This window comes from uncultured Algoriphagus sp. (genome assembly GCF_963974835.1).
GTDB lineage: Bacteria > Bacteroidota > Bacteroidia > Cytophagales > Cyclobacteriaceae > Algoriphagus.
Window position 1 is genome coordinate 312,650 of sequence record NZ_CAXBET010000005.1, and the last position, 25,156, is coordinate 337,805.

Below are 25,156 nucleotides of genomic sequence, written 5' to 3' on the forward strand. Positions count from 1 at the left end.
CGAAATCTCCCATCACTCAGTTTTCAAACTTTCAATTGGATTCACTTGTGCTGCCCGATAAGCCTGGGACAAAATAATCCCCAAACTGATAACCAAAATCGAACCCACGCCAATTCCAATAGGAATCACTCCTATGCTTACTCTGGATGCAAAGAATTCCAGCCAAAGGTTATTGATAAAATAAGCTGCAGGCACGGCCAAAAGGACAGCGAATCCCAGTAGTTTTAGAAATCCCTTTGAAAGCAAATAAATAATCTGGGGAATACTGGATCCTAAGGTTTTTCTGATTCCAATTTCTTTGGTGCGTGTTTGAGCAGTGTAGGTAGCCATGCCCAAGAGACCCAAACAGGAAACAAAAATCGCCAAAAACGAAATCAACCCAATGACGGACATTACATCCCCAAGAACTTGGTGTATAAACAAAAGCTCTTCATCCAAGTACTTGTAAGAGAACTTGGAGGCTGGATTCACTTCCTTCCAGGCGGTCTCCAAAGCGGAAAGTGTCTGTGCTTGGTTTTCACCGGACACTTTTACCAAAGCAAAACCCAATGCATCATTTCTATTGCGCAAAACCAAACTCTGCATTTCCCTATCCGGAGAGAGAAATTGAAAATCTTTTACTACACCTGCTATCTGGGCATTTTTGAAATCATCCCCATCCTGAATTGCTAATTGCTTGCCGATAGCCTGCTCATTGCTCCCTAACTTGAAGTCTTTGACAGCAAATTCATTGATCATGATTAGATTGTCATTTCCCTCTACAGGCAGATTTTCTCCAGCGATAACTTCCAACCCTAACACATCTTTTGCCCCACTATTAACATCGAAAAAATTGGTATATATACTGTCAAGTGGGAAATCAGAATTGAGAACTTCTCCACCAAAATTCCATCCACCACCTGGAATCAAAGAACTAGCACCAACCTCTGATACAGCGGGATTTGAAGATATTGCCTGGGCAAAGCGCTGGTAATTGTCAGGATTAAAGAGTTTAACCGTAACTATATTATCCTTGTCAAACCCATAATCAAAATTAAGAATGTGCTTTGCCTGAGACTGAATAAGTACCACAGAAATGATAAAGATCAAAGAGATCGAAAACTGAATTACCAGTAGAATATTTCGGATGCCCATGCTTTTAAAAAACCTCACTCCACTTAATTTATTGAAGAGGTTCACCGGATTAAGTTTGGACACATACATAGCCGGAAGTAATCCAGCCACAACTCCTACCAGAATACTAAACCCTATAAAAATCAGCATCGCAGGCAGGCTTTGCTGAAAGGAAATTTTCAAATATTGATTGAATGTCAATCCGTCAACACCCCTTTCCAAAACCAGCAGCATGATAAAAGCGAAAACCAAGGAAAATAAAGAGATGACCACAGCTTCAGTAATAAACTGAGCAAATATCTGCTTCTTATTTGCCCCGGATACCTTTCTTATACCAACTTCCTTCACCCTTGTCAGCGCTCTGGCAACGGACATATTGGTGTAATTCAAACAAGCCGAAAACATAACAATCAGACATAATACACCCAAAATCAACAAGACGACTTTAGGAATGGAAACGTGGGTAGTATTTCCGATAAACCCAATTGGAGTAATGTCCCCTAAAGCCATGGCTTTGAACGAATGCTTATTCTCATACTTTGGTCCATAGATCTCCTCAGATATTTGATCCAAGTCACTTTGTAATACTTCCTTTCCGCTTCCCTCTTTCAGTAAAACATAGGTGTAATTGGTCCAAACGTTATCCCAATCATTTTCCGCAGTAGACATAATGGCCCCTTGGGGTAAAGACTTCATGGTATTCAAAGAAGCCAATAATTTAAAAGGAAGATGTGTTTTGCCAGGAGTTGGATTCAGCACGCCCGTAATCGTGAAATACCCGAAGTCTGTTTCTATATTTCCCTCCTCAATATCAGTGGCTTTAATATCCTTATCATGAAAAGCCACCACCTTACCAAGCGCTGATTCGTTTTCAAAAAGTATCTCAGCTAAATCCGAGGTAATCACTAAGGAAAACGGTTCCTTTAAAGCAGTATTTGGGTTGCCTTCTTTGAAGGAAAAATCAAGAATTTTGAAGAGATTTTCATCAGCAAAATAACCTCCACCCGAAGCGAATTTATCACCATAGATAATATCTCCGCCGATTTCCTTATTGATTGCAGCTGCCTCTTCGATAGCAGGATATTCAGTTCTTAGTTTCTCAGCCAATGGCAAAGCAGAACTGGCTGATTCCCCATTGTTTTGCTGATAGCGAGTGGTATGAACTCTGTATATCCTATCCTTATTATTATGATAAGTATCATAGCTGTACTGATCCAAAATGACCATGATAATTAGCAGGCAAACAGACATGCTGACTGCTAATCCAAGGATATTGATCAAGCTAAAAGACTTATTTCGGATCAAATTCCTCCAAGCGATAATTAAGTAGTTTTTGAGCATATTCTTTTAGATAAAAAACTACCGCATGAGGTTACAAATCATGAAGAATTTGTCGCCTTTTCTTCAACATATTTTATTGCTAAACCCATAAGGAAGAATCGAAAATTCCATCACTCACTCTTTAAACTATCCACCGGATTCATCAATGCTGCTTTAAAGGATTCTATACCTACTGTCAGCATAGCAATGCTAATTCCCATCACACCAGCAAGCGCAAAGAACCACCATTGGAGCTGAATTTGATAGGCAAATTCCTCCAGCCAAATTTGTGATGCGTAGTAGGCAATAGGAAAAGCTATTACTATGGCTATCAGGATCAGTTTCACAAAGTCAGAGGATAGCAAGGCAACAATGCTCCCAACGGAAGCTCCCATCACTTTTCTAACGCCAACTTCTTTAACTCTGGATTCGGCATTGAACGCTGCCAAGCCAAACAACCCTATGCAGGACACGAAAATGGAGAGCAAGGCCGCAATAGTAGTGATCTGCTTCCACTTAAGCTCCCGTTCGTATCGATTGAGGTTATTCAGATCTTCAAAACTGTAACTGAATGGCATATAAGGAACAAATTTTTTGAATATCTCCTCAATCGATTTGATCGTCTCCACCGTCATAGTGGGATTCAGTTTGATAAAAAGCGACTGAAGACCATATTGGGGATCCTGTGTCATCACCAGCGGTGCAATTTTTTCTTTTAGCGAAGCATAATGATAATCCTCCACCACTCCGATGATGTTCATCTTTTTGTTTTTCCAAAAAAAGTCTACCTCTTTTCCTACTCCGGAAGTCCAGCCTAATTCCCTCAAAAATGCTTCATTCACCACAATGGCATCCGTGGGATCTGTACTATGCTCAGCTGAGAAATTTCTTCCTTCCACCAACGGAATCTCCATCGTACTGAGGAAATCATCGTCCACGCCTATGTAACCAAAGTCTATACTCACGTCATCGACTTTTGCTCCAGTTCCATTATAATTTCCATTAAATGCCCCCACAGATTCTACTCCTGGAAGCGCAAGAATTTCTTGTTTGATTCCGCTAACCCCACCTTCAATTCCCCTGAAACCGCCAAGTTTCATCAGATTATCATCATTATACCCCAGATCTACTTTCGTCAGATAATTGAATTGACTGAAGATTACGATGGTCCCGACGACCAGACAAATAGAAAGTGTGAACTGAAAGACTACCAAAGCTTTGGTCAGGAAATTCTGCTGCAAAAGCTTCGCCCGCTTATACAAGCTCTTCGTAGGACTGAAACCGGAAAGTACCAAAGCCGGATAAAATCCAGCCACCAAACCTGTCACAAGTAGCAAGGCGATAAATACGGATACTAATTGAAAATCTAGCAAATAGGAAAGCGACAACTGCTTATCTGCCAATTCATTGAATCCAGAAAGACATAACTGAGTAAGGATAAGGGCCAGCAAAAAGGCGATGAAAGTCATCAGATAGGACTCAGTTAGAAATTGGGATATTAATTGCTTTCTATGTCCCCCGATTACTTTCCTGATACCGATTTCCTTTGCCCGCTTCAGTGACCTAGCTACCGCCAGGTTAACAAAATTGATACAGGCTATAGTCAGCAAAAACAGTCCAATACCGGATAGAATGTATGAATAAACTGGGCTGCTTGCTTTATCTATCCCATTTCTGCCACTACCGATTTCCGTATCCAGATGTATCTCCATAAAAGGCTGTAGCCCAAAAGAGATCTCATTCTTAAAGCCTTGAGAGTTTTCCAATTCCTTTGCAGCGTTTCTTGCAAAGATCTTATCCATTTTCCCAGCAACTTCCTCAATATTTGCCTGCTCATCCACTTGCACGAAGGTATTCATGTAAAATCCCAACCACTCGCTATCTGTCCATCCATTTACTTCCTGAAAAGCAAAAGAGATAACAGAATCGAATTGTAGGGAAGAATTTTGAGGAATGGATTTTGCCACACCTGAAACCGTAAATGGCATAAATTCATCTCTGACTTTAAGCTCTATTACTTTCCCAACAGCATCAGTGGTGTTGAAATAATTTCTTGCTACTTCCTCAGTAATTACGATAGATCCAATATCAGCAAGCACCCTAGTGGGTTCCCCTGACAGCAGAGGAAGTGTGAAAACCTCAAAAAACTCGGGATCAGCGAATAAAACATCTGTATTCAAAAGTTCATCTCCCTTTCTCATCACAAAGGGCTGACTTTGGGTTCGGATGACCTCGGTGATTTCAGGAATTTCCTCCTGAAACGTAGGTCCATGGATGGCATTGGTGCTCGCTATGGTATTGGAACCTTCGGCATTGCTCATGGTAACTTTTATCCTGTAAAGATTATCACCGTTTTCATGAAATCTATCAAAGCTCGCTTCATCCTTCACATATAATAAAATCATCATACAGCAAGCTAGACCCAGCGCCAGTCCGCCTATATTAATAAATGAGAAAACCTTGCTTCTCTGAATATTACGCCAAGCGATTATTATATAGTTTTTCCACATCTTGTTTTAATGTTTATAGTTGGTAGGTTGTCAAGTTTACCGACTTTTTAAAATTCATCATTCGCTTATTAATGTCTCCGCAGGATTAGCCCAGGCAGCTTTTAAAGCTTGGAATCCTACAGTGAGAAGTGTTATCACCAAGGTCAAAATCCCAGCTAAGGAAAAGGTCCAAATGGAAAGACCTGCTTTATAAGGAAAGTCTGCCTGCCAGGAATTCATCGCATACCAGGCTAGTGGGAAAGCGAAGATCATAGCAAAGAAAACCAGTATGACAAAATCCTTACTGATCAGGCTTAATAGACTTTCTGTGCTTGCGCCCAACACTTTCCTTATACCAATCTCCTTAATTCTCTGCTGCACCGCATAAGCTGCCAAACCAAATAATCCCAGGCAGGATATCATAATTGCCAAAATGCCCGCTATGGAAAAAGCCAAACTCAATTGGGCTTCCTGCTCATATTGCGCAGCAAACTTTTCATCCATAAAGGAATAGGTAAAAGGATTTCCTGGAAATATGGATCCGTAAGTCTCCTGGGTAGAAGCAATGGCTTCTTTCATCTTAGCGGGATCAACGACCAATGTAAAAAACCCATCAGCTTGGGAAGCAAGGAAAATCATAGGTTTGATAGCTTCACGCAAAGACATGTGATGGTAATCTGCCGTTACCCCAACAACCTCAAAAGTTTTTCCCCAGAGAATATTTTGACCGATTGCTGCATCCGGATTTTCAAAGCCAAGTTGAGCAGCGGCAGACTCATTGAGCAATACTTTATTAATTCCACTCCAACCCTGCACGGCTTCACCTGAAGTGAAATTTCTCCCTGCCAAAACCTCAATTTCATAGGTCGGGATAAACTGATCGTCAATAATAAACATGGAATAATTGTTCTCCTTATCCTCAGGTCTGGCAACCATAGGGGTAATTCCCCCTGTAGAAAAATTATATCCCTGCCCCGGCAGATTATTAGAACCGGCTATTTTCTTTACAAAAGTTTGAGATTCCAGAGCCTGTTTGAAGGCATTCATTTTTGAGGATCGGTTTTCTCCAACGTCATTTGGACCTGACACGACCAGTTTCTGATCCACATTCATTCCCAAATTTTGACTTTGCATAAATGAAAGTTGATCGCGGATGACCATGGTGCAAATGATGATTCCAATAGATATCACAAACTGAAAAACAACCAGGGATTTGCGTAGCAACTGGCTTTCAGGCTTAAATTTCAATTGGGATCGCAGTTCAAATTTCCCCGAAAGAACAACCACATAAAACCCTGAAATCAGAGCGCAGGCCCCGATAATTGCAGTGATCACAAGTATAGTCTGAGGCGTCTTCAAGGCTCCAAACCAAATTTCTTTCCCAAAAATACTAGTGGCAAAAGGAGCCAATAAATTCAAGCCAATAATGGAAATAAAGAGTGAAACCAGCAGAATGAGAAGCGTCTCGGTCATAAACTGCTGAGCAAGTTGCCAAGCATGTGCTCCCAGTACTTTTCTCATCTTGATTTCCTTAATCCTCGTCAAAATATTCGCTGAAGAAAGGTTGAGGTAATTCACGTAAGCAATAGCCAAAATCAAAATTGCGATCGCAAGAAAAACCAATACTGCGCCCATCTCGGAGGTCGTAGGTAAGGGATCAGAAATAGAATTTCCCAAGTGGATACTAGGCAAGTCCTGAAGAATTATGGTCGTCTCCTCGGAATTAGGGGTTTGGCGGATAAAACTGGTCAGCTGTTCAGCCAATTTATTTTGATCCACACCTTCTTTAGCCAAAATAAAAAGATTGACAAAGCCTGAATCAAAGCCATTTGGGTCTGCCCAGTCATTCCCAGAGCGATTGTCAGGATTTTCCAGAGTGCTGATCGATAAAAAAACATTCCCTTTAATGTCTGATCGAAACGGGATCGCTTCAAGAACACCAGTGACTATAAACTCCTGTTTACCAAATTGATTACTTAGAAAAAAGCTCTCTCCGATTGGGTCTGAATTACCATAAAACTTATCTGCCATACCTTGTGTGATTACAGCAGTATTTGTAGCAGTTAGATCAGCAGTTCCTCTTGCGATTGGAAAGGAGAAAGTCTGAAAAAAGTCGCCTTCTACAAAGTTTATCGCGTCTTCTCTGAAAACCAGATCTGTTTCGGGAATTGCAATCAGTCCACCTGCAATATCGTTAGCCACTCTGGCTGCAGAAGAAATATCCGAAAAGTTAGTTTCCAACACCCCTGCATAACCGGGAGGAAGGAAAGTCTCAAATGATTCGTCCCCATCATTGACCACAATCCTATAGATTCTATCCTTATTCGCATGGAAATCATTGTAACTCCATTCAGTTGCTACGTAGGCGAACAGACCAAGAAAGGCAACCAAACCCAGCACCAGCCCTAGCAAATTGACCACAGTGAATAGCCGTCGCTTGATCAAGCTCCGAAATGCGATTTTAAGGTAGTTTTTCCACATAGTTCACTGATTCAAGCATTGGAAATTTTATTTTATTCCACCCTTTTACTCGGGCGTGAAATATTAAATCTTATATAATCGTCATTGCGGGTACGTGAAATTTAGAGTTTACAAAAGAGCGAAGTTGGTATCAGGCTGAGCGAAATCGAAACCCTTTTAACTTCAGGTGAAATCTTTGTCCTCGACTTCGCTCGGACTGACAAGTATTTCATCTCCTCAACTCAATTTGCTTTATAATTTTGTACCAAAAGCTTCCGAGAGCAAAATCTAATTACCCAATTTCTTGGTTCTAAATTTTTAATTTTCACTTCACTAAAGCGGCTGATCACTGTAATCCGAACACCGCAAACTGGTTATTCACTTTTCAAACTATCCACCGGATTTGCATAAGCAGACTTCAGCGTCTGAGCGCCTACTGTCAGCATTGCTACCATGATTATAAACAGCAGCGGAATTGCAAAGAGCTGCCAGTTGATATCAAACTGTGAAGCATAATTTCCCAGCCATGACTGTATAAAATAGTACGAAATCGGAATTGCGATCAATCCTGATAGTGCAACTATTCCCATAAATCCCTTGGAAAGAATCCATACTAGCGAAAGCTTGGAAGCGCCTAAAACTGTGCGAACTCCAATCTCTTTGGTGCGCAGCTGAACCATAAATGCAGATAAACCAAACAGGCCCAATCCTGCAATCAGGATAGACAATAATGTGAAGAGTAAGACTGTTTTTGCAAACTGCTGTTCCTGCTGATACTGTGCGTTATAGGTATCATTCAGAAAGTAATAATCATAGCTGGACTCTGGATACACCTTATTCCAAATTTGTTCCAAACCAGCCACAGCCATTTTTGAATCGGCAGTATTCAGTTTGACAATGATATTGTCTGGATTATTGCCTCGATATAAAATCAATGGCATATATGCTTCCTTAGGAGACCGTTGATGAAAATTTTTAAAAACTCCAAGAATTTCAGAAGGGGTCTCACCTCTATAGAAAGTAATTTTCTGGCCTATTGCTTCTTCAGGAGTTGAAAAACCTATATTTTCCATGGCCTTTTCACTGATCAAAACACTTTCAAAAGGCGTTTCTGCTTCAAATGATTTCCCTGCCAATAGCTCTAATCCCATCACTTCGGGATAGTTCTCCTTGACGGAATAATGATAGTAGGTATAGTTCGCGTCACTTTCACCAGCTCCTAATTTTTTGACTCTGGAAGATGAACTCATATCCTTTGTTTCTGAGCCAGGCACCGAGCCAGCATTGGTTATTTCTTTTACCCAGGAATTCTGTAAAGCTTCTGATTCAAAAGCGTTCATCAAACTAAGTTTAAGAGAGTCAGATTCAATCCCCTGAGGAGTTCTGATCACCAGGGAATTGTCAATTTTCACTCCTAAATCCTGGGAATTCAAAAAATCCATTTGTTTGTAAACCGCCATGGTGACGCAAAGCAAAACTACAGAAGCAATAAACTGTACATAAACCAATCCTTTGCGAAGTGCAACTCCCTTGGTCGTATTGCTGAATTTGCCTTTTAGAACTGATATTGGATTGAAACCGGATAATACCAAAGCAGGATAAAAACCTGAGAATAGAGTTCCGAAAATGATGACTCCCAAAAGCAAGAGCATCAATCGTAGCTCTCCGAAATGAGCAATACTCAGATCCAGCTTGGTAAACTCCTTAAAATATGGCAGTAGCATTATAAAAATCAATAATGCAGTCACTCCAGCTAGCAAATTCGTAAGAAATGCTTCAGTGAAAAACTGGAAAACCAACTGACTTTTAGAAGAACCAATCGTCTTTCTAATCCCAACTTCCTTAGCACGATCCATGGCTTTGGCAGTGGATAAGTTGATGTAATTAATCCAGGCCAGAACCAAGATGAGAATGCCAATCACGAACATGAAGTTAACCGTCTGGGCACTACCGTTCACTTCAGGCTCATAGGTTTTATTGGAATACAAATGAATATCTTCCATAGGCTCAGCGAGCACTATTCTATCTTCCATTTGCACATTGTCTTCAGAGTATTTCGCCAATTTCTTATTGAAATCTGCGAGATTAACTCCATCACTCATCAGGAGGAAAGTGTACTCGTTATTGGCATTCCAGAGGTTTTTATCATACCAACTTTGGGTGATAGGCAAAGTAGAATGCGAAATCAGTAAATCATATTTGATATGGGTATTCTGCGGAGAATCTTGCATTACAGCCACAACTTCCAAGGGAGTTGTACTATATGGAAAGCTTAGCATCTCTCCTACCACATCTGTCTTTCCAAAATATTTTTCCGCTAACGACTTTGAAACAATCACTTTGAAAGGCTCCGAAAACTTGGATATCCCTTTATCTTCAATCAGATCAAAAGTGAAAATATCCAGAATGGATTCATCTACCAGATAACCCTTAGACTCATAGCTTTTCACATCAGTTGAAATAGCTTTTACCTCGATTGGCTCCATAGGATACATACGCACGTAATCCAGAATTTCAGGCATCTGCTCCTTCAGTTCCTGACCTATCAATTGGTAGGTTTGCGAGTCATTCAGCACAAACTCATTTCCATTATAAATATCGAGTGTGATCCTATAAATGTTCTTTGCCTTGGCATGCATGTTCTCGTAGCTCTGTTCAAAATCCACATAGAACAAAATCATCAAAGTAGAGACAATCCCCACACTCAATCCAGCAATATGAATCACGGTCGAAGTCCTATTTCTCAATAAGTTTCTAAATGCTAGTTTGATGTAGGTTTTTATCATTTTTTACTGATTTAAAAATTGAAATATTTGAAGATTGAAATATTCTCTTCCTCCATCTATTCTTCATTGAGAAAAGCATCCCGATCCTTAGTGTCACATCAGAATTCTTGCCCTGAAGCAATCTGATAATCCGAATTCTTGGTTCTTGATTCCTGACTCTCAACTCATTATTGCTACTGATCACTGTAAACTGACTACTCGCTTTTCAGCGATTTCACCGGATTCGCACGGATACTCTTATAGGTTTGGAAGTAGATCGTCACTAAAGCAAGTCCAAAGCATGCCAGTATAGCCACTCCAATCACCCAAATCTCTATTCCTGTTTTATAGGCAAATTCTTCCAGCCACTTATTCATAAACACCGTGGCCAGCGGCACCGCAATCAGCATGGAAATCAGGATTAATTTGAGGTAAGAGAGAGAAAGCATCAGGAATATTTCGGACAAAGTCGCTCCAAAGACTTTGCGTATTCCTATCTCTTTAAATCGCCGCTCCGTAGTATAGGCAGTCAATCCAAACAGTCCTAGACAGGCTATCAAAATAGAAATGCCCGTCAATACCTGAAGTAGATTCGCCATCTTCAATTCGGATCTATAAACCCTGTTGAAATCCTCACCCAGGAAACTGTAATTCATGGGAACTCTTGGCTCATACTTCTTCCAGGCAGTTTCCAATTCCGCGATTCCGGCAGTGATATTTCCACCTTGGACTTTCACCGAAATGTAATCCCGCAGGAAATAATCGTGCATGTATTCAATCACCAGAGGTTTGATTTCATTCCGAAAAGATTCGAAATTGAAGTCCTCCACCAAGCCGATTACCTCCTGTGTAGCCTCGTCATTGGCTCCAGCATTTTTGACGACCAACTGCCCGATAGGATCATCCAAAATCCCGAGTTGTCTGGCTGCCGTCTGATTGATGATGATTTTGTTAATATCAGCTCCCTCAGTCTCTGCAAAATTCCTCCCCTCGATCAGCTTAAACTGATAGGTATCCAGATAGGAAGCATCAGCTTCGTACCAATTCATACCCTGCTCCTGATCACTGGTTGGAAGCGAAAATGAACGCATCTGAAACTGACCTGACATGGGAATTCCTGTGGAGAAACTCAGTGTTTGCACATTGGTGCTTGAGGTAAATTGCCCTTTGAAATCCTCCCTCTGGTTGTTCTGGATCTCTCCGTCGTTATGAATAATGACCAGCTGATCACGCTCAAAACCCGGATCAGAATTTTGGATAAAACTCATCTGCCGCTGCACCAACAGTGTGCAAATGATCAGGGTAAGTGAAGTAGCAAACTGAAATACTACCAGCCCATGTCGTAGACTGTTGCTGTTTTTCCCAAAAGACAATTGCCGCTTAATAATCTGAAGTGGCTTAAAAGAGGAAAGATAAAATGCAGGATAAAAGCCAGAAAGAAGCGTGAGGATAATCACCAGAGATGGTATCATCCATAGGATCATCGGGTTCTTCCAAAGCTCAAATTGAAGTTCTTTGCCGGTAAGTTGATTGAAAACACCATTACACAGTGTCACCGCCACTAGGGAAATGACCACACTAATCAGCACAAGAATCCAAGCTTCAGTGAGGAATTGGTATATCAATTGGGATTTCTGTGAACCCATCACCTTTCTCACACCCAATTCCATAGATCTTAGTCCAGCTTTGGCAGTAGCCAAGTTCATAAAATTGATACAGGCCAAAAGCAGCACAAATGCAGCTACAAAAGAGAAAATGTAAATGTAGCTCTGGTATCCATTTGCCTCATGCTCCCGAAGTAAATGGGAGTTGAGATGAATATCCTGTACGGGCATAACTTTCAGATTGTAATCCGAATTCTCATCGCCAGCCTCCAGCATGGGAATGGCATAATCGGCTACGATCTTCTCCAGCTTTGCTGCGACTACATCCTGCTTAACCGATGGAAACTTCGCATAGGTATAAAGAATAGGCCATGACCAGCTCTCCATATCAAAAATCTCCGCATTCATCCAAGGCTCATACACTAGCATGTCAAACTGAAAATGCGTCTGGGAAGGCAGATCTTCGACCACCCCTGCGATTTGCCTCGGATTGGGATCGTTGCTTCCTATCATCACAGTCTTGCCAACCATCTCATTTGGGGAGAGATCACCGAAGTATTTATGCCCCAAACTCGCGGTAATCACCACGTTTTTGGAATCCGAAAGTGCCGTTTCCTTATTTCCAGCCAGCATATTCAGGTCAAAAACCTTAAAGAAATTTGGCTCTACATAAAAGATACTTTCTTCCCGGAATACTTGATCCTTATTTTGTCCGGAGCCAGGCTGTATGGTGAAATCATTCCATTTCAGCAATCTGGTGACCGCCTCAACTTCTGGAATATCCGACTGTATCCTTGGTCCAAGTGATGGGGGCGCAGTGGCATAACTGGAAGTACTGTAATCTCCCCAGTGGGAGGTGATTCTAAAAACTGACTCGGAATCAGGATAGAAGCGATCGTAACTAATCTCATCCTGAATGAAAAGCATGATCATCAGAAACCCGGAAATACCCATAGTCAGTCCGAGTACATTGAGTATGGTGTAAAGCCTGTTTTTCTTCAGTACTCTCCAGCCGATTTTAAGATAGTTTTTCCACATAACGCTGTAATGTTTCTTAGTTGAAATAATGTGAAGCTTCCTCGCATTCTAAAATTCAATATTCATCATTCGCTTCTCGCCACTGTGAGTGAAATAGTCCGCCTTGGTTTGTATCTTCACAAACCACAAGTTCAGTCTCCCGCCTTGGTTTGTATCTTCACAAACCACAAGTTCAGTCTCCCGCCGTGGTTTGTGTCTCCACAAACCACATATTCAATATCTGAAAACATTTACCGAGGCGATAAGATTGCCCTCCCCATAAGTCGTTCACAATGACGGAACTACTATTTCCACTTCTGTGCCAGTCAAAAACCCTTAAATCAGCACATTAAAGCCAAAAAATAAAAAATCTCAAGATATTCACCGAACGTTTTTGTCCGCAATCGGTCGAATACAATTTTTGGACAATCCATGGTCTGTGTCCCACAAACCACTTTAATTTATTTCATTTCGGTCTGCGAGACGCAGACCGAGGGCAAAAAGACAAAGGTTTTTATGGAGATTAACCTCAAGGATAAAGCAAATACTTTTCTCGCATTTCCTTATAGGCAGTAAGCCCTGGTTCCCAACCTGCTCTAATCTCTTCCATAGGAACACCATCAATGATTTGCTGTCTGAAATCTCCCCTACCTATCTGCATTTCGATGGTATTCATCTGGTTGCTGAGCTTCGAATCAAAAAACTTTTCCTTCTCTGGGCTAGCTTTATAAAGTTCACGGATCCATTCAAAATTGATTTGCCCACTAGCTCTTAATTTTTCTGTATCGTATTCCCGAAGGTCAATTCCATAGCAAACCTGATCCATAAAAAGTGGCGTTTCTGCCATTCCTTTGATGCCTGTTGGGGTGAAACTGAACTCGTAGATTCCTTGGTAAGCAGGACTTCCCAAAACTGTAAAAGGAAAATAAGTACCGCGACCAAGATTGATATAAGTCCCCTCAAACATGCAAAGACTAGGATAAAGCAAGACAGACTGAGGAGTATTCAAGTTTGGTGAAGGAGAAACCGGTAAAACGTAAGGCATATCATGTGCATAATTTGCAACAGGAATCACTTCTATATCAGCTTTTACCTTGTTTGCCAGCCAACCTTCCCCATTTGCCATCATCGCAAACTCCCCTACTGTAAGGCCGTGAGCCATGGGAATAGGAAACATCCCGATCCCTGATTTATACTTCATATCCAGCACCGGACCATCGATCAAATACCCGTTTGGATTTGGCCTGTCCAGGATAATTAGGCGTTTGCCATTCTCTTCACAAGCCTCCATCAGACGGGCCAAGGCATTGATATTGGTATAAAATCGAACTCCCACATCCTGCAGATCATAGATCAGTATATCCACATCTGCCAAATCCTCCTTGCTTGGCTTATTTTTTCTACCATAAAGTGAGATGATTGGAATTCCCGTTTTTTCGTCTTTTTCATCGCTCACTTTTGCGCCAGCACTGGCATTACCTCTGAATCCATGCTCCGGGCCAAAAACTTTCACGATGTTAACTCCCAAGGTTTGCAGACTATCCACCAAATGGGTTTTGCCGATAATTGAGGTTTGGTTGGCCAGTACAGCCACACGTTTGCCTTTTAAAAGCGGCAGGTACAATTCAGTTTGCTCCGCGCCTGTTTCGATTTCTTGAAGGGGCGCTTCAGGCTGGTTGGCAGGAAGCTTTGTGGTACAAAAACAAAAAGCTATGCTCAGGGCAAAAAGTGAAAGGAATTTCATGAGTTGGTTAAGTTTATTTCAGGATTTTTAAAAATACGTCATCGCGAGGAAGGATGCAATTCGTATTATTTGAGTCTGTCGTAACCATTCCTTTTTAGGGTCGAAACATTTTTCGCCCCAGCACATCACATTTTAAAGCTATATGTATATCCGCTTTTCTACCAGTAAGGTGTCAAAAGCAATAAGATATGCTAAACTTAAGAATTGAGGCCACTTCTGCCTGTCCCGCCACTGCGGGAGTCTTCGGTCATCGGCCTTCCAACCTGATAAGCAAAGAATCTAAGGTGACTACCATCATTGCGGATAATCATATAGAGCTGTATCAAAAATCCCAAAACCAATTCCCTACTCACTCTTTATCGCCTTCACCGGATTGGAATTGGCGGCTTTCAAGGATTGTAAAGTTACCGTCATCAACGCTACTCCCATGATCGTGATAGCGGCAAGGGGAATAAACCACCATTCAAAGCTGATCTTATATTGGTAACCATTCAACCAGTCCTGCATTACCCAGAATGCCAACCCGGAACCTATGAGAATGGATAAGAATACGATTAGGATAAACTCCCTGTTGATCACCTGAAGAATAGACAAAGTGGAAGCTCCCAACACTTTCCTAATTCCGATTTCCTTGGTTTTCTGCTCGGCGATATGTGCGGATAAACCCAACAGACCTAAGCAGGAAATAATGATCGTCAGAATACTGAAGTACTGCGCCAAATCCCGGAATCTCACATCTTCCCGATAGAGCCTCGCATAATTCTCATCCATAAAGCTGTATTCAAATGGGAACTCAGGATTCATGTTTTTCCCCAGATTTTCTATAAAGGCAACCGTCTCCTGAATATCTGAAGTATTCACTTTCACATAGCCCTGCCAGGTGTTCTTCGGGTCCAGCAGAAAAATGGCTGGGGCTACGTTCTGGCGGAAACTCTCAAAATGAAAATCTTTGACCACTCCGGTAATAGCCCGCTCATCTTCCCAAAGTCTGAAAAACTCAGATCCTTCGTGGTCTTTTTGCATCAGCTCATAAGCAGTTTGATTTAGGATAGCGCCGGAAGTAGAATCTGCACCATTGACTCTATCGAAATCCCGTCCTTTTGTCAACTCAAAACCTGCCGTCTTTAGAAATTCATAATCCACCCGGATGATTTCAAATAGTGCTGCGTTTTCAGGGTCTTTTCCTTCCCAGGATACGCCACCGGTATTTGAGTTTCTTCCCAGAAATCCAAAGGAAGATCTGCTCACAGATTCGATATTTTCATTCTTTTCCAGTTCGGCCTTAAATACATCAAAACTCTCCAACAGCTCTCCTTCCAGAGGAATCTGAATCAGCTGATCTTTGGCGTAGCCCAAATCCTGGTTCATCGCAAAATTGATCTGCTGGTACACCACCAGCGTGGAAACAATCAGGATAGTAGCCAATATAAACTGGAATAGCACCAGTCCCTTTCTGGCCATCACCACGCCTCTTCCGGCTTTGGTAAATGATCTGAATACGGATACGACCTTAGTAGCGGAGAGGTAAAACGCAGGATAACTTCCCGCAACTACCCCGGTACAAAGGATGATACCGACCAGTTCCAGCCAGAAAAAACCTGAGCCGTAAGGTACGGTCATCAATTTTCCAGTGAGGTTATTGAATATGGGTAAGCTGGCCTCTACCAAAAGCACTGCAAAAATCGCCGAGAAAAATGTGATCAATAAGGACTCGCTCATAAACTGCATAACCAAGGAACCCTTGTCCGCTCCGGCCACTTTCCTCACCCCCACTTCCTTGGCTCTCTTTTGGGATTTTGCTGTGCTGAGATTCATAAAATTGATGCAGGCAATAAGCAGCACAAAGATGCCTATCATCGCAAACAACTTCACGTTTTTGATTCTTCCTTCTACTTTCTGACCGTCTTTCCAGCTACCATGCAGGTAGTAGTCAGCATAAGGATAAGCGAACAACCGCACATTGGATTCTTCATTCCTATCCTTGATATAGTTCTCCATGCTGGCAGAAAACTTGTCGCCATCTACGCCATCACGCAGTCGTACGACGGTTTGGGGACCGTTATTTCCCCATTCTTCCAGCCAGTCATTTTCCTCAAAAAAGATGGAATAGGGAAGCACAAAATCAAACTGCAAGGATGAACTGTTTGGGAAGTCCTTGATCACACCCTGAACTATAAAGTTTTCCGAATCTGTTCCTCCTTTTATCTCTACATCCTCGCCCACTACATCCGTTCTGCCAAAAAGCGAAATAGCCCCACTCTCAGTCAAGACCACATGGTTGTCGGCTGTGAGCATGGAATTCAGATCTCCCTCTACTACTCCATAGTCATACACTTTAAGGAAATCAGGCATGGCATAGAGGCCTTCCAACTTGATCCGATTATCACCTTGAACAAACAGTAAATTCTGCAACCAGGTATAGGTGGCAGCATATTCCACATCAGCCAGTGTTTCCTTCATACTTTCCGCCAGCACACCGGGCGTGGAAGCCGTGGTAAAAATATCAGCTCCATAGGATTGATGCTCCATCATCTGATAGACCCGCTCCACCTCGGGTAACTCCTTATTTACGTTCATCTCAGAAGTCACCCAAAGGCCAATAAGAATCGCTGCCCAAAGACCCAGTGATAGCCCAAAAAGATTGATAAAAAAGGTGAGTTTATGCTTTGCAAAACCTCTCAATGCGATTTTAAAGTAGTTTTTGATCATGGTTGGCAGTTGGGAGTGTGAATAGAGTCACCTGTGGAATAATAATTTTCATACTTGGTACTTCATACCTGGTACTTTCTACCAGATACTTTGTACTTCATACTTATCACCTGATACACTTTAAAGATGCATCTTGCCCCCAAACAGTTGCACAGCCAGTGCCAATGAGGCGAAAATGCCTTTGGGTCGATGTAGAAAAGGATTTACAATTTTTTCCTTTGTCCGACTTTGATGACTTTCGCTCGGTTTCGGACGAAAAAAATGAATCGGAAACTAGGGTTTTATTGATTCGGTCGTGCTTATAAATCTACCGCTCCTTAGATCGACGCGAGATTTTATCGTCACAAATTAAAACAAGCATACTGCGGACCTAATGACCTTTCAGCATCTTCAGTTCTGGATGATACTACTTTGCCAGATGGTCAAAATCCTCTTAAAAAAACATTTAAAGTCCCATTCTCTTCCGTAACGACCTATGCAAAAAGTATATTCAGCAAAATCGGAAAATACCCCTTATACCTTGCTTAAAGTACTGAAGTGAATAAACAGAAGCATAGTCTATAAAGTAGGTTCAACCACCCAACCTTCTGATCACCACTTTATCAATTGCTTCAAAAAGTTGCTCGGGGTGACGGGTTCGCCAGCTCACATCGTTTAGCTTCCCCAGCCATGGTCTGTATCTCACAACCGTGGTCTGTGTCTCACAACCGTGATCTGTGTCTCACAACCGTGGTCTGTGTCTCACAACCGTGGTCTGTGTCTCACAGACCACTTTGTATTTCGGTCTTTGAGAAACAGACCGAGGTGGGTGGAGGACCACTTTCAGTTTAATTCATTTCGTTTCGTCCTGTGAGACACAGGCCGAGGTGACAGCGAAGGAATTTCGCATCGTGATATATCTCCCACAGACCATTGAAACCTAAAACCTATCCATATAATGAGTTATAAAGCCGAAATCATCAGCCCCTTTCTCATAAAACATAGCTGAAGACCATCTATAGTTTTCAGGGCTATCAGCAAGATTCCAATGTGCTTGTAGTGGGTTATTGTGGAGATAAGTTAGCTTTTGTTCCAATTTCTCTTTAGAGTCCATCAAAATTGCCAGTGGGTCTCGCTGCCAAATTCTAAATAGGCGATCATTGTCATCAATTTTAAATTCAGATAATCTATTTGGGCTAACTGAATTTAAATGATTGATAATCATATGGCTTGTGTATTTATTGAAACTAGCATTAGGCATTTCTTTACCATTTGGCTCCTTCATTTCCCAAATCACATGAAGGTGATTGGGCATGATCACAAACCCATAAACTACCACCATACCTCTTGAAACCAATTCTCGCCACGATGAGATTATAATCTCTTTGAAGTAATTATCTTTTAAAATACATTTCCAGTCCTTGATAGTATCTGTCCAAAAATATACAGAATCAAATTCCATCCGGGAGTTGCGGTATTTGCTGTCTTGATGTTCCACTGTCTTATTGTTAAAAAAATAAAGTGTATACGCTCTATCCTAAAATTAATCTAATCTCGTGACATTGATTAAAAAAAATGGTCCTTCTTAACAATGATCTGTAACCCACAGACCATTGTTATTACCCTGTCTCAGTGGTCTGTGCCTAATTACCCCGTGGTCTGTGTCTCACAGACCACTATTATTATCCCATTGTCTATGTCCTCTACCATGACCGTTTATGACCATGGTCTATCCCACAGCCCACTTAAAAACTTTCCTTCCGGTCTGTGAGACACAGACCGAGGTATTTAAAATCCTAACCACCTAATCTCCTGATCACCACATTATCAATTGCTTCAAAAAGTTGCTTGGGGTGGCGGGTACGCCAACTCACATCGTTTAGCTTCCCTCCCATGACCAAGTACCGGTCTACACCAAACCTACTCATTTCAGACAGAACATGATCCTGCAAGTTTAGCATGACGATCCAGCCGTCTTCCAATTCATCCTGCCATTCTTCGTAGTAATCATCAGCCTCCAGATCACCGTGGAAGTTGAGCACATTCTCACAAATCAGTATGTATTTATTGATGCCCTCTGCGATCATCAATTCGATGATATTCCGCTTTAAGGTCATAATATCATTGTTCAGCAGGTCATTCCACTCACCGATAAATTCAATCACAGCAAAACCCAGGTGATAGTCTGCATAGAGAACTTTCAGAAAAAGCGTCTCAGATTCCATGCTATCCCACTGCGGGTGAATCAGAAAATTATAGATCTGATCCGTAAAGTGAACTTCACTGTTCTGATATTCAAAAAATGGAGATTGAGGATCCTCCGAAGCGATGTAAAGATGTCTCCAGTTAAAATAAGGCTCAAGCGTATGCATGGTAGTTAAACAGAACTGACCTAGGCAAAGTTGCGGATAAACCCTCCATTTACACTTCTCCTGTGTCCCAAAAGCCATTTTTTTGTCCCCGTGGTCTGTGTCCCACAGACCACTTTTAAGTTTATTTTGTTTCGGTCTGTGAGACACAGACCGAGGTGAAGCAATGACATTTCCATACCGAATAAATTCAACTCAATTTTTATAACTTTAGAAGACAGCAAAATTTTTGAACTATGAACTTCCTTATTCTCCCATGGCTTGCACTTTTATTTTCCCAAGGCAGCCCAAACTTTGAACCCCAACTTATTGACGACAATGTCTCCATAGGATATGGAATCGTCGTAGGTGATGTGGATGGAGACGGAAAGCCGGATTTGATTTTGGCAGATAAAAAACAATTTGTGTGGTACCGTAACGGTGATTGGAAGCGCTTTGTACTGGCAGAAAACCTGACCGAGCGGGATAATGTCTGCATAGCGGCGCGGGATATCGATGGGGATGGAATGGTGGAGATAGCCGTCGGAGCGCAATGGAATCCAGGTGAAACAAGCGATGAAGCCCAGTCAGGTTCTGTACATTACCTGATCCGGCCAGACGATCCTACTCAACTTTGGACCCCAGTGCAACTTCCACATGAGCCAACAGTGCATCGCATGTATTGGGTGAAAACAGGGAGTGCGGCCTATCAACTTATCGTGCTTCCCCTTCACGGGCGGGGAAATAAAGCAGGTGAAGGTGCGGGAGTAAAGGTATTAGCCTATGAAAAACCCGCCAATCCAAAAGATCCATGGAAAATAACCTTGATCGATGAATCCATGCATCTGACGCATAATATGATCACCCCAGAAATAGGCGTGGGTGAAGGAGAGACGATTTTTATTGGTGGCAAAGAAGGAGTAAAAAGCTTTTCATTTAAGGATGACAAGTGGTTTGCCGGACCTACAACCGAGTCACCTCCCGGACATGAATCTTATGGTGAACTGTCTCTTGCAGCTGTACCCGGAGGCGGTATGCTGCTGGCTGGCATAGAACCCATGCATGGCAATCAAGTGACAGCATACACAGCAACCCAGGAATCAACTGAGCCGCAGCGGATCGTCTTGGACAAAAGCTTGAAGGAAGGACATGGACTTGTCACAGGGGATTTTCTGGGAAATGGCACTATCCAAATCGTGGCTGCATGGCGCATGCCAAATGAAGCGGGAGATATAGGCATCAAACTATACGAACCTGTAAACGAGAACTATACCGAATTTAAATCCCATTGGATTGATCAAAACGGAATGGCAACCGAGAGCCTAACTGCTGCTGATCTTAACGGTGATGGAAAATTGGATATTATCGCTTCAGGCCGAGCTACGAATAATTTGAAGATTTATTGGAATCGAAGATAAAACTTGGCTGCAAACCATAGACATCCCTCAACAACTAAGCAAATGCTAAATAAAAGCGAAGAAGTAAGCCAATTTCTGGAGGAGCAAAACCATCCGTTCAAAATCGAAATTGACCAGTTACGGGATTGCATTTTATCTGCAAATTCGGGCTTGACTGAAAATATTAAATGGAACGGACCTAACTACTGTTTCGACAACGAAGACAGAATCACCATGAGGATTCAGCCACCTAAGAAACAAGCACAATTAATTTTTCATAGAGGTGCAAAAAAGCAAGTACAACCAAGCGCTAGATTAATAGCCAATGAAAGTAAACTGCTAGTCTGGAAAGAGAATGACCGAGCTGTCGCAACTTTCAAAAGTTTGACAGACATAGAAAATGGAAAAGCTGAATTAACAATGATTATAAATGAATGGATTGATGGAGCGAACACCTAATATGAATTTAATAAAAAAGGGGATAGAGCTTAACTAAAAATTCTATACCTCCTCTGCTTTTAGATTATTGACTTCATATTTCAGAATTTTCTTTTCAGCTTTCTGACTTTTCAAACTGGCCTTGCAAACCTAAAATTATAGAAGTATTTTCAGCAGCTTTATAGAAGAATACAACGGAAATTTTTTGAGGGATAAAAATTAATCATCCTGAAATTAGCCTACCAAATATACTAGTGATAAGATAAATTTAAAAATTCAAGATGGTATTCATTAATAAACAACATAAATGGCAGACAATAAACTTCAATCGTTAACGGAGATATTTAACGAGAAATTTTTCAGAATACCTGATTTTCAAAGGGGTTATTCTTGGCAAACAAACCAACTCGAAGACTTTTGGGAAGACCTAATAAATCTAAAAGGAGACAAAATTCATTATACAGGGCTTTTAACTGTTGAGCCAATTTCAAAATCAAGTGTTGTGAACATAGAAAAATGGCAAGACGACTTATGGCTTTTTGAAAGAGAACTTGGAGCGTATTATCTAATTGATGGTCAACAAAGACTTACAACCTCAATTATCCTAATCAATGAAATCCTAAACCAATTTACTGATAGCGAAGGAATAAACTTTAAGGAAAAGGCATATTGGGTAAACAAGTTTCTATTTCAAGCATATGGAGAAAATTATAAATCTTACATATTTGGTTATGAGCGCGACAATCCAAGTGATGAGTATTTTAAAACCAAAATTTTAGAACAACATTCCTCAACTGCCGATAAAGTTCCAGAACAAACATTATATACTTCCAATCTAAAAACGGCAAAATTTTTTTTTCAAAAAAAAATAGAAAAACTCCAAAAACTAGAACTTGAAGATTTATTCAAGAAAGTTACCGCTAAGTTTAAATTCAATTTCTATGAAATAGATGATGAATTAGATGTTTATGTAACCTTTGAGACAATGAATAACAGGGGGAAACCATTATCAAATTTAGAACTCCTAAAAAACAGATTAATTTACCTGTCAACTCTTTTGGATGTTAACAATCAAACTAGAGCCCGGATAAGAAAGGACATAAACGAAACTTGGAAAACAATTTATGAGTATTTAGGCAAGAACAAATATCTCGCTATGGATGATGACGAGTTCTTACGTAATCATTGGATAGTTTACTTCAAGTACGATAGAAAAGAATCTGCTTCTTACGCTAAATTTTTATTAAATGAAAAATTTACTGCAAAAAATGCAATTAAAGGAAACATTCTTATTTCTGATATTAAAGATTATACAGATAGTCTTTCAAAGTGCGTTAAATCTTGGTTTTATTTATTTAACCCACAATTCTCTGAATATCTAGATGAAACAAAAGAATGGATACAGAAACTCAATCGCTTAGGAATGAGTGCATTTCCACCTTTACTTATGGCTGCTATGACTAAATGTGATGAAACTGATTTCTTACCACTTTTAAAGTCAGCGGAGCGATTTATTTTCCTTGTTTTCAGACTTTCACAACGACCATCAAACACAAAAAACAGTCATTTTTATAGACTTGCAAACGCTTATTATTTCAATAAGGACTCAACAACTATTCAATCCGCTATTATGAATATTGATTGGATGACACAAGGAGAATCAGGAAAAGGAGACGATTATGTTTATTATGGTTGGTTTGACCTTGCAAAATTTGATAATTATGTAAAAGACCAATATAACAAAGGAGATGGCTTTTATACTTGGAACGGTTTAAGGTATTTCCTTTTTGAATATGAACTATTTCTTCAACAAAAAGCCAATGGAAATCAAAAAGTGAGTTGGTCAGACTTTAACAAACGAAAAAAAGAAGATACAATTGAGCATATCTATCCTCAAACACCAAAAGACGATTGTTGGACTTCTGTTTTCAACAAACACTCGAAAAAGGAAAAGAAAATACTGTTAAACACTTTAGGTAACTTAGTTTTGCTAGGTCAGTCCAAAAACTCTGAATTTCAAAACAAATGCTTCGACTTTAAGAAAAAGCACCGAAATAGTGACAATAATGAAGTTGGTTTTTTCAATGGAGCATATAGTGAGATTGAAGTTTCAAGCTATGAACATTGGACACCAACTGAAATTAAAAGCAGAGGTAAAAAAATGCTCTCATTTCTAGAAGAAAGATGGGAAATCGATTTTGAAGGTTGGGAAATTGACAAAGAAGATTTATTAAGACTGGATTTCTTGTATAGGGCACAAAACAAACCGTACTAAAACGGCATTTTTATAAAACGGTAGAAAAACGGCCTCTCTAGCAAATGGAGAGGCTTTTTTAGTGTTTTTAGCTATTCAAACGGCTGAAATCGAAACGTCCATCTCTTCCATCCTCTTCCATCGTGCTATCATCACAAAGCCTAAGATAGCCCAAAACGGCTAGAAAACTTCCATTATAGGCATTTAAAGGGCTAATAAAGCGGTTTTAAAAGCCGATTAAAGTGCTTGGAATCGCCAAAAAGGAAAGCCAAAATTCACTTCTACAAATTAGGTAAATCGGGTGATTGTGTGGGTATGGGTGACACTTAGGGTGACATTTAGGGTGACAAAAAAGCGTGAAAAAAATCCTTTTCAACTCCCTTTATTCACAAAATAATGAGTTTAAAGCCAGTATTAAAGCTTGTTCGAGCCCCTATAAAACCATATTTGAACACGTAGTAAAAAACATTAATCAGTTGATAATCAGAGATTTAAATTGATTTTTGAGAGTTTTTACTTAAAAAAAGTGTGTGTGGTCTTTTTTATTGGGAAACCTTTCTCCCATCAATCACCTCTTTAAGTGCTTGAATGGTCTCTTTCTGGGACTGTATGGTAATCTCTTGAGCAGCTATTACCCTTTCCAATGATTGGATATTCTTGATTTTATATATATCAGCTGGATCTTGAGAATCCTTTACCTCATTAGAAGTATTTGGAGAATTAGCATTCTTTCTCTCCGTATCGATTATAACCCCCTCAACATTTTTTGATTCAAAAAGTGAAAGATCCTTTTCCATCAGATCATTAAACTTGATGTGAAAATGATTCACAAGAACGTGTATCACATCCACAGGAGGCGTAGTTCCGCGCTCGTAACTGGCGACATTATCCCTTGAAACTCCTAAAACTTGAGCCAATTGACCCTGTGTAAGGCCATTAAGAGTCCTTAAGTGTTTGATATTCAGGCGTAAAAAATCCATTCTTAAAAATTGTGTAAATAATTCACATTATGACTTGCTTATGTGAATTTGATTCACATACTTTGTGTTAATAGTTACAAATGTAAACAACAAATATGGAAATCAAAGAGCCCAAGTATCCTGAAAATAAATATCTCTCTATAGAGGTATTCAAGTCAGGCTTAACGCAGGAGGAGCTTGCAGAACGCATTGGCTGCTCTCGAAAAGTTCTAAATGAAACCATCAATGGCCACTACAAGGGTGTGAATATAATTCCCAAACTAAAGGCTGTACTGGAAATAGCATAACCACTCAATAACCACTAGTAACCATGCAGATTTTACCATACGAAATTCACGAAAATCAAATCGGTGTAAGGCTTAGCTATCTCATCGCTGATTCGGACAAGAGACATCCTCATTCTATCGCTGCTATCACTTATGATGCATATAAGCAGCGGGCAAAAAGAACTCCGGGATTCAGACTGAAGGAAGGAAGAGGAAAAGGAAATGAGGCTCTTGTATCCTGGAAGTGCATGCCACACGAATGGCAATCCATAT

General features: G+C 40.6%; 15 protein-coding genes. 5 read left to right on the top strand and 10 right to left on the bottom strand.

The window, feature by feature from the left end; all coding sequences use genetic code 11:
• Positions 1 to 12: 12 nt before the first annotated feature.
• The 9 genes from AACZ73_RS12640 to AACZ73_RS12680 form a co-directional block, all read right to left on the bottom strand.
• A complete protein-coding gene (locus AACZ73_RS12640; protein WP_339878304.1) occupies positions 13 to 2,454 on the bottom strand; it encodes an ABC transporter permease in 2,442 nt (813 codons plus the stop codon).
• A gap of 110 nt (positions 2,455 to 2,564) precedes the next feature.
• A complete protein-coding gene (locus AACZ73_RS12645; protein ID WP_339878306.1) occupies positions 2,565 to 4,943 on the bottom strand; it encodes an ABC transporter permease in 2,379 nt (792 codons plus the stop codon).
• A 57-nt stretch (positions 4,944 to 5,000) separates the two neighbouring features.
• The gene (locus AACZ73_RS12650; protein WP_339878308.1) at positions 5,001 to 7,403 is read right to left on the bottom strand and encodes an ABC transporter permease; all 2,403 of its coding nucleotides are present in this window, start codon (positions 7,401 to 7,403) and stop codon (positions 5,001 to 5,003) included.
• Positions 7,404 to 7,756: 353 nt separating this feature from the next.
• On the bottom strand, positions 7,757 to 10,168 hold the full coding sequence (locus AACZ73_RS12655) for an ABC transporter permease (protein ID WP_339878310.1): 2,412 nt from the start codon (positions 10,166 to 10,168) through the stop codon (positions 7,757 to 7,759).
• Positions 10,169 to 10,362: 194 nt separating this feature from the next.
• Positions 10,363 to 12,789: an ABC transporter permease gene (locus AACZ73_RS12660; RefSeq protein WP_339878311.1), complete on the bottom strand. Its 2,427-nt coding sequence runs from the start codon at positions 12,787 to 12,789 to the stop codon at positions 10,363 to 10,365.
• A 508-nt stretch (positions 12,790 to 13,297) separates the two neighbouring features.
• On the bottom strand, positions 13,298 to 14,512 hold the full coding sequence (locus tag AACZ73_RS12665; RefSeq protein WP_339878312.1) for a DUF1343 domain-containing protein: 1,215 nt from the start codon (positions 14,510 to 14,512) through the stop codon (positions 13,298 to 13,300).
• A 345-nt stretch (positions 14,513 to 14,857) separates the two neighbouring features.
• Positions 14,858 to 17,221 carry an FtsX-like permease family protein gene (locus tag AACZ73_RS12670; protein WP_339878313.1) on the bottom strand — a complete coding sequence of 788 codons (2,364 nt, stop codon included), beginning with the start codon at positions 17,219 to 17,221 and terminating at the stop codon, positions 14,858 to 14,860.
• 919 nt (positions 17,222 to 18,140) lie between these two features.
• Positions 18,141 to 18,698, bottom strand: a complete 558-nt coding sequence (locus tag AACZ73_RS12675) for a transposase (protein ID WP_339878315.1) — start codon at positions 18,696 to 18,698, stop codon at positions 18,141 to 18,143.
• Positions 18,699 to 18,996: 298 nt separating this feature from the next.
• Positions 18,997 to 19,572: a hypothetical protein gene (locus tag AACZ73_RS12680; RefSeq protein WP_339878316.1), complete on the bottom strand. Its 576-nt coding sequence runs from the start codon at positions 19,570 to 19,572 to the stop codon at positions 18,997 to 18,999.
• A 233-nt stretch (positions 19,573 to 19,805) separates the two neighbouring features.
• On the opposite strand from AACZ73_RS12680, the gene AACZ73_RS12685 reads away from it, so the two are divergent.
• The 3 genes from AACZ73_RS12685 (at position 19,806) to AACZ73_RS12695 (ending at position 23,658) form a co-directional block, all read left to right on the top strand.
• Complete coding sequence (locus AACZ73_RS12685; protein WP_339878318.1) at positions 19,806 to 20,966, top strand: VCBS repeat-containing protein; 1,161 nt, start codon at positions 19,806 to 19,808, stop codon at positions 20,964 to 20,966.
• Positions 20,967 to 21,008: 42 nt separating this feature from the next.
• Positions 21,009 to 21,404: a DUF1801 domain-containing protein gene (locus tag AACZ73_RS12690; protein WP_339878320.1), complete on the top strand. Its 396-nt coding sequence runs from the start codon at positions 21,009 to 21,011 to the stop codon at positions 21,402 to 21,404.
• A gap of 286 nt (positions 21,405 to 21,690) precedes the next feature.
• Positions 21,691 to 23,658 (top strand): DUF262 domain-containing HNH endonuclease family protein, encoded by a 1,968-nt coding sequence (locus AACZ73_RS12695; RefSeq protein ID WP_339878322.1) that lies wholly within the window; start codon positions 21,691 to 21,693, stop codon positions 23,656 to 23,658.
• Between the two features lie 521 nt (positions 23,659 to 24,179).
• Here the strand turns inward: AACZ73_RS12695 and AACZ73_RS12700 are convergent.
• Positions 24,180 to 24,617, bottom strand: a complete 438-nt coding sequence (locus AACZ73_RS12700) for a helix-turn-helix transcriptional regulator (protein WP_339878324.1) — start codon at positions 24,615 to 24,617, stop codon at positions 24,180 to 24,182.
• Between the two features lie 95 nt (positions 24,618 to 24,712).
• Here AACZ73_RS12700 and AACZ73_RS12705 point away from each other — a divergent pair, with 95 nt between their 5' ends.
• Both AACZ73_RS12705 and AACZ73_RS12710 read left to right on the top strand, forming a co-directional pair.
• Positions 24,713 to 24,904, top strand: a complete 192-nt coding sequence (locus AACZ73_RS12705) for a helix-turn-helix transcriptional regulator (RefSeq protein WP_339878325.1) — start codon at positions 24,713 to 24,715, stop codon at positions 24,902 to 24,904.
• A 23-nt stretch (positions 24,905 to 24,927) separates the two neighbouring features.
• Positions 24,928 to 25,156, top strand: a 229-nt coding sequence (locus tag AACZ73_RS12710; protein WP_339878327.1) for a hypothetical protein, incomplete at its 3' end; no start/stop codon positions are given.